The organism is Halodesulfurarchaeum formicicum (assembly GCF_001886955.1).
Classification (GTDB): domain Archaea; phylum Halobacteriota; class Halobacteria; order Halobacteriales; family Halobacteriaceae; genus Halodesulfurarchaeum; species Halodesulfurarchaeum formicicum.
In genome coordinates this window covers 1,795,023-1,809,794 of record NZ_CP016804.1, presented here as the reverse complement: position 1 = coordinate 1,809,794, position 14,772 = coordinate 1,795,023, and the positions used below count along the sequence as shown (strand labels likewise).

General features: G+C 67.4%; 16 protein-coding genes. 3 read left to right on the top strand and 13 right to left on the bottom strand.

What is annotated here, in order from left to right:
• Nucleotides 1-102 precede the first annotated feature (102 nt).
• The gene (locus tag HSR6_RS09210) at nucleotides 103-1,485 is read left to right on the top strand and encodes a heme-binding protein (protein ID WP_071933435.1); all 1,383 of its coding nucleotides are present in this window, start codon (nucleotides 103-105) and stop codon (nucleotides 1,483-1,485) included.
• Nucleotide 1,486: 1 nt separating this feature from the next.
• On the opposite strand, the gene azf is transcribed toward HSR6_RS09210, so the two are convergent.
• Nucleotides 1,487-2,251 (bottom strand): NAD-dependent glucose-6-phosphate dehydrogenase Azf, encoded by a 765-nt coding sequence (gene azf, locus HSR6_RS09205; protein WP_070365597.1) that lies wholly within the window; start codon nucleotides 2,249-2,251, stop codon nucleotides 1,487-1,489.
• 84 nt (nucleotides 2,252-2,335) lie between these two features.
• Between azf and HSR6_RS09200 the strand changes: the two genes are divergently transcribed.
• Nucleotides 2,336-2,671 (top strand): dihydroneopterin aldolase family protein, encoded by a 336-nt coding sequence (locus HSR6_RS09200; protein WP_071933434.1) that lies wholly within the window; start codon nucleotides 2,336-2,338, stop codon nucleotides 2,669-2,671.
• Here HSR6_RS09200 and HSR6_RS09195 read toward each other — a convergent pair whose 3' ends face one another.
• The 6 genes from HSR6_RS09195 to HSR6_RS09170 are packed head-to-tail and all read right to left on the bottom strand — an operon-like array spanning nucleotide 2,672 to nucleotide 8,288.
• A complete protein-coding gene (locus HSR6_RS09195) occupies nucleotides 2,672-3,427 on the bottom strand; it encodes a hypothetical protein (protein ID WP_071933433.1) in 756 nt (251 codons plus the stop codon).
• Between the two features lie 7 nt (nucleotides 3,428-3,434).
• On the bottom strand, nucleotides 3,435-4,169 hold the full coding sequence (locus HSR6_RS09190; protein ID WP_071933432.1) for a creatininase family protein: 735 nt from the start codon (nucleotides 4,167-4,169) through the stop codon (nucleotides 3,435-3,437).
• Between the two features lie 42 nt (nucleotides 4,170-4,211).
• A complete protein-coding gene (locus HSR6_RS09185) occupies nucleotides 4,212-6,137 on the bottom strand; it encodes an ABC transporter ATP-binding protein (RefSeq protein WP_071933431.1) in 1,926 nt (641 codons plus the stop codon).
• A 51-nt stretch (nucleotides 6,138-6,188) separates the two neighbouring features.
• On the bottom strand, nucleotides 6,189-6,662 hold the full coding sequence (locus tag HSR6_RS09180; RefSeq protein WP_070365592.1) for a DUF192 domain-containing protein: 474 nt from the start codon (nucleotides 6,660-6,662) through the stop codon (nucleotides 6,189-6,191).
• A 40-nt stretch (nucleotides 6,663-6,702) separates the two neighbouring features.
• The gene (locus HSR6_RS09175; protein WP_070365591.1) at nucleotides 6,703-7,401 is read right to left on the bottom strand and encodes a DUF7530 family protein; all 699 of its coding nucleotides are present in this window, start codon (nucleotides 7,399-7,401) and stop codon (nucleotides 6,703-6,705) included.
• Complete coding sequence (locus tag HSR6_RS09170; protein WP_070365590.1) at nucleotides 7,398-8,288, bottom strand: NAD(P)H-binding protein; 891 nt, start codon at nucleotides 8,286-8,288, stop codon at nucleotides 7,398-7,400. Before HSR6_RS09170 ends, HSR6_RS09175 begins: the two co-directional genes overlap by 4 nt.
• Nucleotides 8,289-8,387: 99 nt before the next feature.
• On the opposite strand from HSR6_RS09170, the gene HSR6_RS09165 reads away from it, so the two are divergent.
• The gene (locus HSR6_RS09165) at nucleotides 8,388-9,347 is read left to right on the top strand and encodes a GHMP family kinase ATP-binding protein (protein WP_071933430.1); all 960 of its coding nucleotides are present in this window, start codon (nucleotides 8,388-8,390) and stop codon (nucleotides 9,345-9,347) included.
• Here HSR6_RS09165 and HSR6_RS09160 read toward each other — a convergent pair.
• The 6 genes from HSR6_RS09160 to cbiB are packed head-to-tail and all read right to left on the bottom strand — an operon-like array spanning nucleotide 9,344 to nucleotide 14,751.
• Nucleotides 9,344-10,882: a cobyric acid synthase gene (locus tag HSR6_RS09160; protein ID WP_071933429.1), complete on the bottom strand. Its 1,539-nt coding sequence runs from the start codon at nucleotides 10,880-10,882 to the stop codon at nucleotides 9,344-9,346. The two genes, HSR6_RS09165 and HSR6_RS09160, sit on opposite strands and share 4 nt — an antisense overlap.
• Nucleotides 10,879-11,580, bottom strand: coding sequence for an adenosylcobinamide amidohydrolase (locus HSR6_RS09155; RefSeq protein WP_071933428.1), 702 nt, complete (start codon nucleotides 11,578-11,580; stop codon nucleotides 10,879-10,881). Before HSR6_RS09155 ends, HSR6_RS09160 begins: the two co-directional genes overlap by 4 nt.
• Nucleotides 11,573-12,580 (bottom strand): threonine-phosphate decarboxylase, encoded by a 1,008-nt coding sequence (locus tag HSR6_RS09150; protein WP_071933427.1) that lies wholly within the window; start codon nucleotides 12,578-12,580, stop codon nucleotides 11,573-11,575. Before HSR6_RS09150 ends, HSR6_RS09155 begins: the two co-directional genes overlap by 8 nt.
• Nucleotides 12,567-13,127: an NTP transferase domain-containing protein gene (locus HSR6_RS09145; protein ID WP_070365585.1), complete on the bottom strand. Its 561-nt coding sequence runs from the start codon at nucleotides 13,125-13,127 to the stop codon at nucleotides 12,567-12,569. Before HSR6_RS09145 ends, HSR6_RS09150 begins: the two co-directional genes overlap by 14 nt.
• Nucleotides 13,127-13,864: an adenosylcobinamide-GDP ribazoletransferase gene (cobS, locus tag HSR6_RS09140; RefSeq protein WP_071933426.1), complete on the bottom strand. Its 738-nt coding sequence runs from the start codon at nucleotides 13,862-13,864 to the stop codon at nucleotides 13,127-13,129. The genes HSR6_RS09145 and cobS overlap by 1 nt, the downstream gene beginning before the upstream one ends.
• Nucleotides 13,855-14,751: an adenosylcobinamide-phosphate synthase CbiB gene (gene cbiB / locus HSR6_RS09135; RefSeq protein ID WP_071933425.1), complete on the bottom strand. Its 897-nt coding sequence runs from the start codon at nucleotides 14,749-14,751 to the stop codon at nucleotides 13,855-13,857. Before cbiB ends, cobS begins: the two co-directional genes overlap by 10 nt.
• Nucleotides 14,752-14,772 lie beyond the last annotated feature (21 nt).

Below are 14,772 nucleotides of genomic sequence, written 5' to 3'. Positions count from 1 at the left end.
AGTAGGCCCTTTCGATTCGGGTCAGTGTTACAGGCATCGCCGAAACCCGTGAGCCGTGCCGGTCCGCGAAGACACTTACTGGCCCACGCCAATTCACCGTCGATGGCCAATCCGCCCCCGACAGACGAAGGCTGGTTCGTGCTCCACGATTTTCGCACCGTCGACTGGGCCGCCTGGCAGGACACACCGACCCACCGCCGCGAGCGGGCGATCGAGAGCGCTGTCGACGTGTTGGCAGACGCCCCCGCGACCGGCGACGGTGACACCGCGATCTTCACGATCGCCGGGCACGAGGCCGACCTGCTGGTCCTCCATCTCCGTCCCACCCTCGACGAAATCGAGCAGGCCGAGCGACAGTTCGATCGAACCCCATTCGGGCAGTTCACCGAGCAGTCCCGCTCCTTCGTCTCGGTGACCGAGATCGGCGGCTACACCTCCCGGGACTACTTCGAGGACCCCGAGAGCGTCGACCCCGGGCTCGAGCGGTACATGAACTCGAAGCTCTACCCGTCGATCCCGGAGGATGTCTACGTCTCCTTCTACCCGATGGCCAAACGGCGCGACCCGGAGTACAACTGGTATGACACCCCGATGGACGAGCGGGCCGAGATGATGGCCGAACACGGCGAGACCGGGAAGGGGTATGCCGGCACCGTCACCCAGTATGTCACCTCCGCCTTCGGTTTCGACGACTGGGAGTGGGGCGTGACCCTCTTCAGCACCGAAGCGACCGCGCTCAAGGAGATCGTCTACGAGATGCGTTTCGACGAGGCCACCGCCAAGTACGGCGAGTTCGGCTCCTTCTTCGTGGGTCGGCGGTTCCCCGTCGGCGATCTGGCCGCCTACATGGCCGGCGAGGCGGTGCCCACCGACAAAGCGGATACCGCCGCGGACGAGGGCGAGTCGATCCGTGACTCGCTGGCCGAGGAAGACGTCTACGCCGGCCAGCCCCACGGCGAGGACGTGTTTGCCGTGGCGCTTTACTCCGTGGCCGATTCGGACGCCCTGGCCGCGGAAATCGACGGGCTGCGGGAGAACTTCGAGCATTATGACACCCACGTCTCCACGGACGTCTATCGCTCACGTGGCGAGGGGCCAAACGCAATCGTCAGCATCTGGGACACCCAGTCGGCCGCCGAGACCGCGAGTGGCTTCCTGCGTGACCTGCCGGAGATCGTGGGCCAGCCGGGTGACGCCCCCGATGGTTGGGGCACGATGGGGATGTTCTACACCGTCGAACCCGACCACCGCGAAGCGTTCCTGGATACCTTTGACGGCGTCGCGGACACGCTTGCAGACATCTCGGGCCACCGGGAGTCGGATCTCCTGGTGAACGTGGCCGACGAGAACGACATGTTCATCGCAAGCCAGTGGGACTCACGGCGCGACGCGATGGACTTCTTCGAATCCGAGGCCTTCCACGAGACGGTCGCGACGGGGCGAGAAATCCTGGCCGATCGACCGCGACACGTCTTTCTGGCCTGAGTCAGTCCGTTTTCGGCTCGCCGTCGAAGGTGTACTCCGCGGAGTTGTCCTGGGGGTCATACGCCAGAATCTCTCGGGCGCGCTCGATGGAGTAGTACTTGCGATCGTTGTCCGAGATGCCATAGACGATCTCGTAGCCGTACTCGGCCTCGATGGCCCGATCGAAGAGGTGGGCACAGTCCCGGTGGGAGAGCCACATCGCCTGCCCGCGCTCGTAGTTGCGTGGGGGGTGCTCCTTGGTGAGGTTCCCGATCCGGACGTTCAACACCGAGATGCCGTACTCGTCGTGGTAGTACCGACCCAAAATCTCGCCGGTGGCCTTGCTCACGCCGTAGAGGTTGCTCGGCCGGGGGAGTTCGGTGCCATCCAGGCGGAACTCCTCCTCAGTGCGATAGATGTCGGGTTTTCGTTCGGTTTCGTAGTGACCGACCGCGTGGTTCGAGGAGGCAAAGACCACCTTTTCCACGTCCTGTTCGACGGCGACCTCGAAGACGGTCTGGGTGCCGTCGATGTTGTTCCGGAGCACACTCTCCCAGGGGGCGTCAGTCCGGGGGTCTCCGGCCAGGTGGATGACGACGGCCACGTCTTCCATGGCGTCTTCGAGGAGCTCCCTGTCGGTGATGTCCCCGACGTAGAGTTCGTGGTCGACGGGGCCGGTGGGCGGCTCGCGATCGAGCAGCCGGAACTCGTGAGCCTCGCCGATGCCCTCCCGGATCGCGGTGCCCACCCGCCCGGCAGCTCCCGTCAACAGGACCGGTTCGTCCATTCAGCTGTGTAGTAGGGAGACCCGAATAAGTAGGATGTGGTTCGAATCCAAAACGCTTTGCGCGCCTCGGACCTCCAGACAGACATGTCAAGCGACGGGGAGCATGCGAGTTTCGAACTCGGCATCAAGTTCGGGGCGCTCTTTCACCAGTTCGTCGGCACGCCGGTCAGCGAGGAGAGCGCGGCGAGTCTGGCGACGGCGATCGAGGAATCGATCGAGAACCAGCCGTACACCGAGTCGGTCACGGTCACGGTCGATCGAGAGGCTCTTGCGGCGGACATCGGCCCCTACGGCTATACCGGCCTGGCGGGTCGCCACCTCGAGGTCGAGATCGTCGTCGAGGAGGCCGGCACGCGGGCCACCGGAACGATGGAGATGGTCGACGGCTATCCGCTAATGTGTCTCGAAACCGTGGAATAGTCACATCCGCCGCGTGACGTGTGTCGACACCGCGGCCAGTTCGCCCTCACCGAGTGCGTAGAACCCCTCCCAGCGCCGGGGGCTGATCTCGTAGGCCAAAAGCCCCAGCGCGGCGTCGGGGTAGCCAGTGGGCTCGAAGAGCACGAACCACGCTTTCTGGAAGTTTTCCCCGTTCCCGCCGTGAGTCACCACGTCGTATTCGTGGGACGGGATCCAGTCGGGCTCGCCGTAGACGTGGGTGTCCACCGAGCTTTCGCCGAGTTGCTCGTAGACGGTCTTGGTGCCCTGTTCGTCCTTGATCCGGGAGAGTCGCTGAAACGAGGCCCGAAGGGTCCCCTCGTCAGCCCGAACCGCCCGTCGCTCGATCAGTCGGGAGATCAGGATCAACAGGAGCTTCTCGGTGTCCGATTCGGGATAGCCGGTGAGAGTGAACGGCACCCCCTCGAGCCCCTCGATTACGTCGGGCACCGCCAGGTCCTCGAGCCCGCGGGTGCCCGTAACGAAGAGATCGGAGTTGACCAGCAGCACCGCGTTCTGAACGGCGTGGAGCGGGGAGGTCGCGATGACCGAGCCGTTCTTGACGAGCAGGATGGTGTCCGTCTCGTAGGACTCGTCCTCGATCTCCTCGACGGTGATTGGCTGGTCCTCGAAGAGATCGACGAGCATCTCCCGGACCGGCGCGGGGGCCGTGCTGTTCACCAGTACGAGCGAGTGGGCGGTGTCCTCCCGCTCGGGAACGAACTGGCGGAGACTCATCGGCTGGTCACTTGTGCGGGGGGTTCGTAAGCGGTCGGGTGCGCACGGCCGCGAGTAACTCGGCCAGGCGGTCGGTGGCGGAATCGAGGAGGTGCTCGCCCTCTGCCGCGGTGGCTTTGGTCGGGTCGCCGACCGTGCCGTTCTCCGTGAACTCGGCGGTGTCGTGGGCCAGGTTCTGCCCGCAGGTCCAGTCGCCCCAGCGTTCGGCACCCTGCGCCGCGCCGGCTTCGAGGCGGTCCTCGCGGACGAGTTCGGGATAGGCATGCAGCAGGAAGGAGGTCTCCAGTGGCCCGGCATGGCCCATGTCGAAGGTCGAGTCCGCGGCGTCGAACCACGTGAACGGGACGACGATCGCCTCCTCGGCGCGGGAGAGCCTGGCGGCGACCTCCCCGAGGGCCGAGACGTTCCCGCCGTGGCCGTTGACGAGGACGATCCGGTTCCAGCCGTGATGGATCAGCGACTCGGCGATCTCACGCACGTAGGACCGAAACGTGTCCGGCGAGACCCAGAGCGAGCCGGTGAACTGCCGGTGTTCCTCGGAGATCCCGACTGGCACGGGCGGGGCGACCATCACGTCCTGTTCTACCTTTTCGGCGGTCTCGCTGGCGACGGTCTCGGCCGCGAGGAAGTCCGTGCCCATCGGATCGTGGGGGCCGTGCTGTTCGGTACTCCCCACTGGGAGCAGCGCGAGATCGGTCTCGGCCTCGTCGGCCTCGGTCCAGGTGTGCTCGTGGAGATCCATATCTGTGATCCGACGGTCGAGCCCCAAAACACTCCCGTTCGGTCAGTCTTCGGCGGGCACGTCAGCGAGTCGCTCCCGAGCCCGCTCGACGAAGGTCTCGGGCAGGTCCTCGATCTCGCCGGCCTGCACGCCCCAGAGGTTGGCGTAGAGCCCGCCTTCGGCAAGCAGGTCCTCGTGGGTACCCTGCTCGACGACCCGTCCCTCATCGAGCACCACGATCGTCTCGGCGTCCTTGACCGTCGAGAGCCGGTGGGCGATCGCGAAGGTGGTCCGGTCCGCGGTGAGCGCCTGGAGGCTCCGCTGGATGAGCATCTCCGTTTCGGTGTCCACGTCCGAGGTCGCCTCATCGAGGATCAGGATCTCGGGATCGGCCAGGATCGCACGGGCGATGGCGATCCGCTGGCGCTGCCCGCCGGAGAGTTTGACCCCGCGCTCCCCGACCTTGGTGTCATAGCCTTCGGGGAGTTCCGTGATGAACTCGTGGGCGTGGGCCGCCTTCGCGGCCTCGATGACGGCTTCGTCTTCCGGGTCGGGGACGCCATAGCCGATGTTCTCCGCGACCGTCCCGAAGAAGAGGAAGGTGTCCTGACTGACGTAGCCGATCTGCTCGCGCAGGCTGGCGATGGTGACGTCCCGGATGTCCTGGCCGTCGATGCGGATCGCCCCCTCGTCCACGTCGTACATCCGGAGCAGGAGTTTGAGCGCCGTGGACTTCCCCGCGCCCGTGGGTCCGACCAGGGCCAGGGTGTCGCCGCTCTCGGCCCGGAAGGAGAGGTCCTCGACGATCGGCTCCGCTTCGTAGCCGAAGGTGACCGAGTCGAAGACGACCTCGCCCTCGGTCACCGTCAACTCCTGGGCGTCCGGGGCCTCGGCGATGCGGTTTGGTTCGTCCATGAGCCCGAAGATCCGCTCGGCCGAGGCCCGGGCGCGCTGGTACATGTTGATGATCTGGCCGAACTGGGCCATCGGCCAGATGAACTGCTGGGTCAGCAGGATGAAGGTGACGAACGCGCCCGTCTCCAGCGTGCCAGTGAACGGGCCCGGGGCCGTCCCGCGGAAGACCCAGAGGCCGCCGACGGTGAAGGTCGTCACGAATCCGATGCCGGCGAGCACGCGGAGCGCGGGGAAGAAAGTGATCCGGGTGCGGATGGCGTCCCAGTTGGCATCGAAATAGGAAAAGGAGACGTCCTCCACCCGTTCGGACTCGTAGGGTTCGGTGTTCGCGCTCTTGATCACCGAGATCCCGCCGAGGTTATTTTCGAGCCGGGAGTTGAGCGTCCCGACCGAGGACCGGACGGCAGCGTACTTGGGCTGGATGATGCCCACGAAGATGTACGTGAACCCGGCGATCAGGGGAACTGGCAGCAGCGCGACCAGGGCTAACTGCCAGTTCAGCGAGAACAGCACGCCGCCGATCGCCAGCACCATCACGCCCATCCGGAGGGCGCTGTTCATCCCCTCGTTGAGGAAGCGTTCGAGCTGATTCACGTCATTCGAGAGGATCGACATGAGCTCCCCGGTCTGCTTGTCGGCGAAAAAGCCCATGTCCAGGCGCTGCATCTCGTCGTAGGTGTCCGTCCGGACGTCGTGCTGGATCTTCTGGGCGAAGGCGTTCCAGCCCCAGTTGCGGGTCCAGTGAAAGCCGGCCGCGCCGAGGAAACTGAGTCCGATCACGCCCGCGGTGAACCAGAACTTGCCCGTCTGGGTCGCCGGGACCCAGGCCTCGGGGAGCCAGCTGAAGGGAATGCGGGCGTCGAAGGGGACGTCCTCCCGGAAGACGGAGTCGATCGCGATCCCCAGGAGGACCGGCGGCAACAGGTCGAGCACCCGGGCCACCATGCTCGTCAGCACGCCGATCAGGAAGTAGGGGACGTAGGCCCGCCCGTAGCCGACGAAGAGCCGCCGCATGGGATTCGACGCCTGGTCGCGGACGTCCTCGAACGGGTCGTCCTCCGCGGCGGGTGCCATATCTGTCCTGGGGTCGTCTCCGGGCAAAAGGGTTGCCGAATCGGTAGCGGACTACCGGGGGAGTCCCCTGACCGAGTCACCAACGTCGATTTCGTGGGCGTCTGTGTACCCGCGATTGACCTCGATGACCCAGCGAGCCTGCCCGGAGAACTCCCGGTCATCCTCGGGCGCGGCGTGGTGAACCGCCGTGATCTCCCCGTCGGCTCCGACGAAGATCATGTCGATCGGGAAGGACATGTTCCGCATCACGAAGGTTCGCTCGCCCGCTTCCGGGTAGACGAAGACCATCCCTGCATCGGGGCCGAGCCGGTCGGTCTCGCTCAGGCCAGTATAGCGCTCGAAGAAGCCCGCGGCGATCGTGGCGTCGACGGTCCCCAGTTCGGTTCCCGTCTCGTCGACGAAGGTAAGGGTCGCCCGATCCGGCGGCTCCGAGTCGGTCCCGACCTGTGGCCCGCCGCCGACGGCCGCCAGCAGGAGCAGGAGGACCGCCAGCCCCACGAGTCCGTGCCGCCACCCGAGGTTCATCGGTCCATCATTCGGCCTGCGAAACCAAAACCGCTGACGGTTAGCGAAGCAGGGCGACCGAAGCGCCGGAGACCAGCGCCACGGCGAGGACGTGACCGAGCACCGTCAGCTGGAGGAGCGGATGACCCGACAGCACGGGGACGATCGGCAGTTGCAGGGACGCGAAGGCGATCGTCGTCAGGTCCAGGCGAGCAAACCGCGCCCGAGTTGCCGGGTCGAGTTCGTCCCCGTACGTGATCGAGCGCCAGAAGCCCGTGACACAGGCCCACCAGCCGACCCCGATGCGGTAGGCCACGTCCCAGCCGATCAGGAGGAGAACGAAGCTGTACGCAAGCGGTGGCCGCTCGCCCAACAGACTGGTCACGAGCGCGGGACCGGCCTGCTGTGGGTCGTAGACGAACACGTAGACCAGCAGCAGGTTAAAGGAGACCAGCCCCAGCACGAGTTCGATCCGGGAGCCAAAGAGCAAATCGAGGTAGCGACGCGGCTCGCGGTCGGCCCTGAATCCCCGGGAGAGATGGAGCATGAACGCACTGCCGGCGACGGCCACGAGCACCCCGACTGTCCCGGCGACCGCCGCCTGGGTGAGCCCGTGATACCACCCCAGGAGCAGCACCGCCGCCTCGAAGCCGACGAACTGCACAGCGAGGGCGACGGCCCGGGAGGCATTCACGCCCGGCACGCTCCGGATGATGCTCTCGTAGACCCACGCGTCCCCGGCTGGACGATGGCCGCTCATTCGGTTTCGATGGCGCGACGGAGGGCCTCGTCGAAGGGGGTCAACTCCATCGGGATGAGTTCTTCGGCCCGGTCGTCGGTCACCACGACTGGGTTCCTGAGCCCCTCGATCAGCGGGTGGGAGATGTGTTTCGGCGTGTCGGTCACCAGGTCGATCCAGTAGACCGAGAGTTTCGGCGTGAGGACCGGCACCGGGATGACATAGAGGCGACGGCCCAGGGCTGCAGCCGTCCGCTCCATCATCTCCTGGTAGCTGAGCACCTCCGGCCCACCGATCTCCAGGGTTTCACCGGCGGTCTCGGGGATCTCGATCGCCCGCCGCAGGTACTCGATCACGTCCGCGATCGCGATGGGCTGGGAGGGGGTTCGAACCCATTTGGGCGTGATCATCACCGGAAGTCGGGAGACCATCTGTCGGACCATCTCGAAACTCGCGCTGCCGGCACCCACGATGATCGCCGCCCGGAAGCTCGTCAGGTCGTACTCCCCCTCCCGGAGCAAATTTTCGACCTCTCGCCGTGATCGGAGATGGGGGGACAGATCCGGGCCGGTTTCGCCGAGCCCGCCGAGGTAGATCACCCGGTCGACGCCGGCCTCGCTGGCCGCCGTCGCGAAGTTCTCCGCCGCCTGGTTGTCCCGTTCCTCGAACTCGCCGCCGATTCCCAGGGAGTGAACCAGGTAGTAGGCCACGTCGATGTCCTCGAAAACCCCATCGAGGGTTTCGGGGTCGAGGACGTCGCCTTCGACGACTTCGACGCGGTCGTCCAGCCGTTTTTCCCCCTTCGATCGGTCACGGGTGAGCGCTCGGACCTCGTATCCGTGTTCTAGGAGATCGGGAACGAGGTTGCTCCCGACGAAGCCAGTCGCGCCGGTGACGAGAACGTTCATAGGATAGCTTGGACTGCTGACCTGATAACAGTACGCATACTTCCAGTCGGCGAGACCGGAAGTGGTTATTGGCTGGTCGGCTTTTGCGTGGGCAAGGGAATGAAGGCCACCGCCGTCGCGCACCCGATCCAGGGCCTGTTGAAGTACCACGGCTTTCGCGATCGGGAGCGAAACGTCCCGGCCCACGACTCGATTTCGGTCTGTACGGCCCCCTCGCGGACCACGACGACCGTGGCGTTCGGCCACGAGATAGATCAGGTCACGGTCGACGACGAACCGATCGACGAGGAGGGGGCCGACCGGGCGCGGGAGGTGCTGGATCTGGTGCGTGAGCGGGCGGGGATCGAATCCGGGGCCAGGGTGGTCTCGGAGAATACCTTCGAGTCGAACGTCGGCCTGGGGGCCTCTGCCTCGGCCTACGCGGCCCTGGCGAAAGCCGCCGTGGACGCCGCCGGGCTGGATCTCTCCCGGGACGAACTCTCCCGGCTCGCCCGCCGGGGTGCGGCCTCGGCCGCCCGGAGTGTCGTCGGTGGCTTCGCACACTTGCACACGGCGACGGCTCCGGCTGCTGCCGTCGCCTCGCCGATTCCGTCCGGGTTCGACCAGGACCTGCGGATCGTGATCGCCTCGCTGCCCGAGCGAAAGTACACCTCTCGCGCGCACACCACCACCCCCGAGTCGCCGTACTTCGAGGGGCGGCTGGCTGGCGTGCCCGAGACGACTGCGGACCTGCGGACGGCGATCCGGTCCGGGGACTTTCAGACCACCTTCGGGATCGCCGAGCGGGAGTCGATCGAACTCCTCGGGGTGACGATGACGGGCCCGGACGGCTGGCTGTACTGGCGGCCCGAAACCCTCACCGTGCTCGACATCGCCCGCTCACTTCGAGAGGAAGGCGTCCCGGTGTACTTCTCGGCGGACACCGGCGCGACGGCCTATCTGAACACGACAGCCGAACACGTCGAGACCGTTCGGAAAGCGATCGAAGCTAAATCCATCCCGACCCGGACCTGGCGGGTCGGTGGTGGTGTGCGGGCCGCGACGACCCACCTGTTCTAGTCGAAAAACGGCGCGAGCCCGTCGACGGCTCCGAGATCGAGATTGGTCTCCAACAGCGTGGCGGCCCGCTCGTAGGGGGAGGCGGCCCGCTCGCCACCCGCGGGGCGATCCAGCCCGGCCCGCTCGAAGAGTAACTCGACGAACGCCTCACGTACTGATTCGTTCTCGAAGAGCCCGTGGAGGTACGTGCCGAGCACGTCGCCTTGCTGGGCACTCGTGGGTTCGAGTGGGTGGGAAAGCGCTTCGCGAAACGCCGTCGCCCCCATGTGGATCTCGTAGCCCGCGGCCGAGCCGGCCGCACCGGCGATCGGGCCCTGCCCCTCGACCTGGCAGGTCGTGCGGGTGACTTCCTTCTCGGCGGAGAAGGTCGTCACCACGGGGAGCACGCCAAGCGCGTCGATGGTCCCCTCGACGGCCGTGCTCTCGATGCCGGCGTCCTCGATCCGGTCGCCCAGCATCTGGTACCCCCCACAGATGCCCACGACCGGCCCCGAAAACGCCCGGAGTTCACTGTCGAACCCGGCCTCCTGGAGTGCGAGCAAATCATCGACGGTGTTCTTCGAGCCGGGGAGGACCACCGCGTCGAACTCGGCCAAATTCACGTCCAACGGGACGTACTCCACCCGCACGCCCGGCTCCATCGCGAGCGGTTCGAGGTCCGTGAAGTTCGAGATGAAGGGGATGCGTGGCACCGCGACGGTGACCGACGCCGCCTCCGGAACGCCGTCTTCGGCGCCGAAGACGGTGTGCTCGCCCACACTCGGCAGCGAGACGCTGTCCTCCGCTGGCAGGCCCGGATCGTCGGCGGGCAGCACTCCCAGCACCGGCACGCCGGTCAGTTCCTCGAACTGTTCGATCCCGGGTTCGAGGACCGACAGCGTGCCCCGGAACTTGTTGATGACCATCCCTTCGACCTGCTCGCGGACGTCTTCGGGCATCAGTTCCAGGGTGCCATAGAGGCTGGCGAAGACCCCGCCGCGCTCGATGTCCCCGACCAGGACCACGTCGGCGTCGGCAAAGCGAGCGGTCTCGACGTTGGCGAGGTCCCGGTCCTGGAGGTTGATCTCGGCGACGCTGCCCGCGCCTTCCGCGACCAGCACGTCGTACTCGGTCGCGAGTCGCCGATGTGAGGCGATCGCGGCCTCTCGGGCGGTCTCCCAGTGGTCGTCGTAGTACGCCCCAGGATCGAGATGCTCGTCGGCTTGCCCATGAATCACGAGTTGGCTCTCCCCGTCGCCACGTGGCTTCAGAAGGACCGGATTCATGTCCGTCGTCGGGGTCACGTTTGCCGCCCGGGCCTGGACGTACTGGGAGACCCCGATCTCGCCGTACTCCGCGCCCGTGCCGTCTGCCTCCGGTGATACGACGACCCGGGCGTTGTTGCTCATGTTCTGTGCCTTGTAGGGGGCGACGGCGACCCCGCGATTCGCGAGCAGGCGGGCCAGGCCCGCGGTCACGACGGATTTGCCGACGTGGCTCGCGGTGCCCGCCACGAGGATGGTCGCCGCGTCGTCCGAGTGTGGGTGGTCTGTCATGGGTCGAATGGGTCCGCGTCCTGGCTGGTGACGATGCCTGCCTCGGCCGCCTCGACGGTCTCCGGAGGTGGGGACTCGGCCATCCGCGAGGCGAGGCTGTCCGTGACCGCCCGGCGAACCGCCGACCGGGCCGCATCACCCACCGCAGTCGCGCTGCCTGCGAACGCACTCGGGTCCCCCGTGGGATCGGTGGCGACAGCCACCGCGTCCGAGGTCGTCCCGGTGAAGCCCGTGTGGGCCTGGACGGTCGCGGTCTTGGCCTCGACCACCGCGGCCAGCAAGGTGGCCAGCGCGCCGTCTTCGAGTGCCCGGTCGGTGCCGACCAGGAGGTTGATCGTCCCCGGTTCCCCAGCGGCCTCGGCGAGCCCGGCTGGCTCGCTGCCGTCCGGGTGCAGCGGGAGCGACGCGGGATTCGAGAGTCCGACCGTCGCGACCGCTCGCACTCCATCCCGTGCGGCCCCGGCGGCGTGTTGTAACTCGACGCCAGTCAGCAGCCCCGGACCGGTCGTCTCGAAGCCGGCCGCCTGGCGACGCTCCTCGACGTAGGTATCTAGGTCCGTCCGCTCCCAGCCCTCCGGAACGGAGACGTTGTAGACGGCGTCGCTGTTGGTGTACCCCCCGCTCCAGCCCGTGAGCAGCCAGCGAGCGCCAGGGTAGTTCGCCTGGAGGACGCCATCCCGGATCGTCGTCTCAAACATCCAGGAGCACCTCCTCCAGCCGCCGGTTCTCGCTGGGGAGTCGGACCGCTGCCCTGACGTGTGCATCCAGGCCGCGGAAGGTCCGGGCGTCCCGGAGGACGATTCCGCGCTCGCGGGCCGCCGCGAGGAGGTCGGCCACCGAACCATCGACTTCCAGCAGGAGGAACGGGGCGTCGGAGGGCGCGATCTCGTAGTGATCCTCCAGGGTGGCGACGAGCTGTGCTCGCTCCTGTCGCACTCGCTTGCGGGTCCGGTCGATGAACTCGGTGGCCCGCATGGCCTGGGTCCCGACCTGCATCGCCGGGACGCCGAGGTTCCAGGTCAGGCGTGCCCGTTCGAGTCGGTCCCGAAGCGAGCCCGTCGACACGGCAAAGCCAGCCCGGAGTCCCGGCAGCCCGAAGAGCTTGGTCAACGAGCGGGCCACGATCACACCCGGAGTCCCAGCGAGCGTGGGCTGATCGGTGAAGCCGAGGAACGCCTCGTCCACGAGCACGGGCGTGTCTGCGGCCCGGCTTTCGGCCACGAACTCCCGGAGTCGATCCGGGTCGGCGGCCTCGCCGGTCGGGTTGTTCGGGTTGCAGACGATCGCCAGGGCGTGCCCGCTCGGATCGGTATCGAGCAACTCGTCGTGGGGAACGAATTCGGGTGTTCCGCCCTGAAGTCGCACCTCGCGGGCGTACTCGCCGAAACTCGGGTATGGCACGAGCACCGAGTCCCCGGGCGAGACCGTGACCGAGAGCGCGAGCCGAATCGCGGCCAGGCCGCCCGGTGTCGGGACCACCTGGCCCGGGTCCACGTCGACGTAGTCCGCGGCGGCCCGCCGGTAAGCCGGGGCGGTGTCGTCCGGATAGGTTCTTGCGTCCGCGAAACTCCCCTGAAAGGCGGCTTCGATCCCGGGTGGAGTCTCCGGGTTCACGTTGGCGCTAAAGTCGATGCCCGCCGCTTCGGGCTCGCTGCCGTGGGGCACCCGCTCCACGCTCGGGACACTATCGCGGTCCATCGTCCCTCCGGTCGTCGAGGACCGTCGCGACCCAGGCGTCTCGCAGTCGGTTCACGTTCACGGCGAATCGAGTGTCTGTCGTCATGAGTGTCTGTTCGGGTTCCGGTGGGCCAACCACGTTGACCCCGGTCGGGGCCACTTCCTGGCCCGCGGCCTCGATCGTGGCGTCGATCGACACGCCGAGGGAGCGTTTCAACTCGACCGGGACCGCGACCATGGCCGAGCCGGCGTCGTACTCGTCGAGGACCCAGTCGACCGCCTCGCCGGCGAGCAGCGGGAGGTCCGCGCCCACGGTCAGCACCGGCGTGTCGACCCGGTCGAGGGCCCGTTCCAGATCGGCGACGTAGCCCTCGCCGGGCCCCTCGATCACGGGGACGTCGACGTGGGCAGCCGTCCGGGGCGTGTCCGGCGAGACGACGGCGAACACCTGCTCGATTCGGCTGGCTACAAGCGCGTCGATGACCCGGTCGATCATGGGCACGCCGCCGATCTCGAAACACGGTTTCTCCCCGTCGAAGTCGAGCCGTGTTCCCTGGCCGCCACACATCACCAGAGCGTCCACACGATCACCCCCGCGAGCAGCGCGGCCAGCCGGCCGACTTCGTTCGTCGCGCCGAGCACGTCGCCGTTGATCCCTCCCAGGCGGGACCCAGCCCACCGCTCGCCCAGGATGCCGGTTGTGCCCCCGACGAGGACCGCGACTGCCGCGGCGGGGTGGCCCACTGTCAACAGGACTGCCGGTAGCGCCCCGGCCATGGCGATGGGACCGGTCCATCGGTCGACGTTCCCAGCGAGTGCCGAGCCGAGGCCCTCGTGTGAGGGGGTGCCCCGAATCAGGACTTCGACCATGCCGAGTTTCGCCCCGACCTCGGCAGCGATCACCAGGCCAACGAGGTCGGTCCCAGCGAGGGTCTGGCCGACGGCGAACAGGCCCAGGAGTAGAACACCCAGCGCCAGGACGGCCCCGACGCCGATCGAACTGTCCTTCATCGCGGCCCTGGCCTCGGCCGGGTCGCCGTGGGTTGCCACGCCGTCGGCCACGTCGAGCAGGCCGTCGGCGTGGTTGATGCCGCCGAAGACTCCAACGCCAAGGACAAAGGCAAAGCCCACGATCGAATCGGGTAGCGGAAGGAGCAGTGGGAGGGCGACGAGCGCCCCCAGAACGTAGCCCACGCCGATCATCGCGGCTGGACGGTCGGCGAAGGCCTCCCAGTCAGCGGCGGTCTGGCCGACCGGGAGGGTCGTCAGGAAGCCGACTGCCCCCCGGAGCGCGCTCAGAACCATGCGATCACCCCCGCCAGCGCGAAGGCGAGCAGGCCGGCCCGTCGGACGATTCGAACGCCCTGCCTGGCCTCGCCGAGTGACGGCAGTTCGGCCGCGGGGTTGAGATCGTAGGTCTCGGGCTTCAAGAGCCGGACGTCGAGGACGGCCGCCAGGGTCGCCATCGGCCAGCCCGAGTTCGGGGAGGGTGGGTCACGCGCCCAGGCCCGGGCTGTTTGGAGCGCTCCCGGCTTCCCGGCCGCGAGCGCGATGAGCAGGGCGCTCAGTCGGGCCGGCACCCACTCGACGAGGTCGTCCAGGCGGGCACTCGCCGTGCCGACCTGTCGATCACGGTACCCCACCATCGAGTCGAGGGTGTTCACCGCCTTGACCCAGGCGGCCGCGCCCACGGCCACCGGCAGCGAGACGAGACTCCCCAGCACGAAAGCCAGGAGTGGGGCAAGCAGCCCGTCCGCGAGGTTCTCCGCGAGGCTCTCGACCGCGCCGCTGCGCAACGCGGCCGGGCCGAGCGTGTCGGTATCCCGGCCCACGAGCCCGATGATACGCTCCCGGGCGCGGTCGAGGTCGGTCTCGGTCGCTTCGATCACGGTCGTCGTGAGGTCACAGAGCATATCGAGGCTGACGGTGGTAAAGAGCAGGCCGCCTGCGAGAATCCCTGCCAGCCAGTGGCCATCGAGCAGCCAGATGGGGAGGGCTGTGGCGAGTGCCGCACCGAGCGGGAGCCAGAGCGCAAGCAGCAACCCGGCGAAGCGTGGGTGATCGGTCGGTCGGTCGAGCCAGCCGATCGCCCGGCCCAGCCACGCGACGGGATGGATCGACTCGGGTGGCTCGCCCACGACCGCGTCGAGAAGAAGTGCCACGCCGACCGCCAGGGTCGCTATCGGGGGCATTGACGGTGGCTTGCCCCCCAG

Excerpts from the sequence above, each read along its gene's own strand:
- HSR6_RS09150 (WP_071933427.1), bottom strand. The coding sequence starts at position 12,580 with ATGGACCGCGATAGTGTCCCGAGCGTGGAGCGGGTGCCCCACGGCAGC.
- HSR6_RS09160 (WP_071933429.1), bottom strand. The coding sequence starts at position 10,882 with ATGACAGACCACCCACACTCGGACGACGCGGCGACCATCCTCGTGGCG.
- HSR6_RS09155 (WP_071933428.1), bottom strand. The coding sequence starts at position 11,580 with ATGTTTGAGACGACGATCCGGGATGGCGTCCTCCAGGCGAACTACCCT.
- HSR6_RS09195 (WP_071933433.1), bottom strand. The coding sequence starts at position 3,427 with ATGAGTCTCCGCCAGTTCGTTCCCGAGCGGGAGGACACCGCCCACTCG.
- cbiB (WP_071933425.1), bottom strand. The coding sequence starts at position 14,751 with ATGCCCCCGATAGCGACCCTGGCGGTCGGCGTGGCACTTCTTCTCGAC.
- HSR6_RS09175 (WP_070365591.1), bottom strand. The coding sequence starts at position 7,401 with ATGAGCGGCCATCGTCCAGCCGGGGACGCGTGGGTCTACGAGAGCATC.
- HSR6_RS09170 (WP_070365590.1), bottom strand. The coding sequence starts at position 8,288 with ATGAACGTTCTCGTCACCGGCGCGACTGGCTTCGTCGGGAGCAACCTC.
- HSR6_RS09200 (WP_071933434.1), top strand. The coding sequence starts at position 2,336 with ATGTCAAGCGACGGGGAGCATGCGAGTTTCGAACTCGGCATCAAGTTC.
- HSR6_RS09185 (WP_071933431.1), bottom strand. The coding sequence starts at position 6,137 with ATGGCACCCGCCGCGGAGGACGACCCGTTCGAGGACGTCCGCGACCAG.
- HSR6_RS09180 (WP_070365592.1), bottom strand. The coding sequence starts at position 6,662 with ATGAACCTCGGGTGGCGGCACGGACTCGTGGGGCTGGCGGTCCTCCTG.
- HSR6_RS09210 (WP_071933435.1), top strand. The coding sequence starts at position 103 with ATGGCCAATCCGCCCCCGACAGACGAAGGCTGGTTCGTGCTCCACGAT.
- HSR6_RS09190 (WP_071933432.1), bottom strand. The coding sequence starts at position 4,169 with ATGGATCTCCACGAGCACACCTGGACCGAGGCCGACGAGGCCGAGACC.
- cobS (WP_071933426.1), bottom strand. The coding sequence starts at position 13,864 with ATGGTTCTGAGCGCGCTCCGGGGGGCAGTCGGCTTCCTGACGACCCTC.
- azf (WP_070365597.1), bottom strand. The coding sequence starts at position 2,251 with ATGGACGAACCGGTCCTGTTGACGGGAGCTGCCGGGCGGGTGGGCACC.
- HSR6_RS09165 (WP_071933430.1), top strand. The coding sequence starts at position 8,388 with ATGAAGGCCACCGCCGTCGCGCACCCGATCCAGGGCCTGTTGAAGTAC.
- HSR6_RS09145 (WP_070365585.1), bottom strand. The coding sequence starts at position 13,127 with ATGTGTGGCGGCCAGGGAACACGGCTCGACTTCGACGGGGAGAAACCG.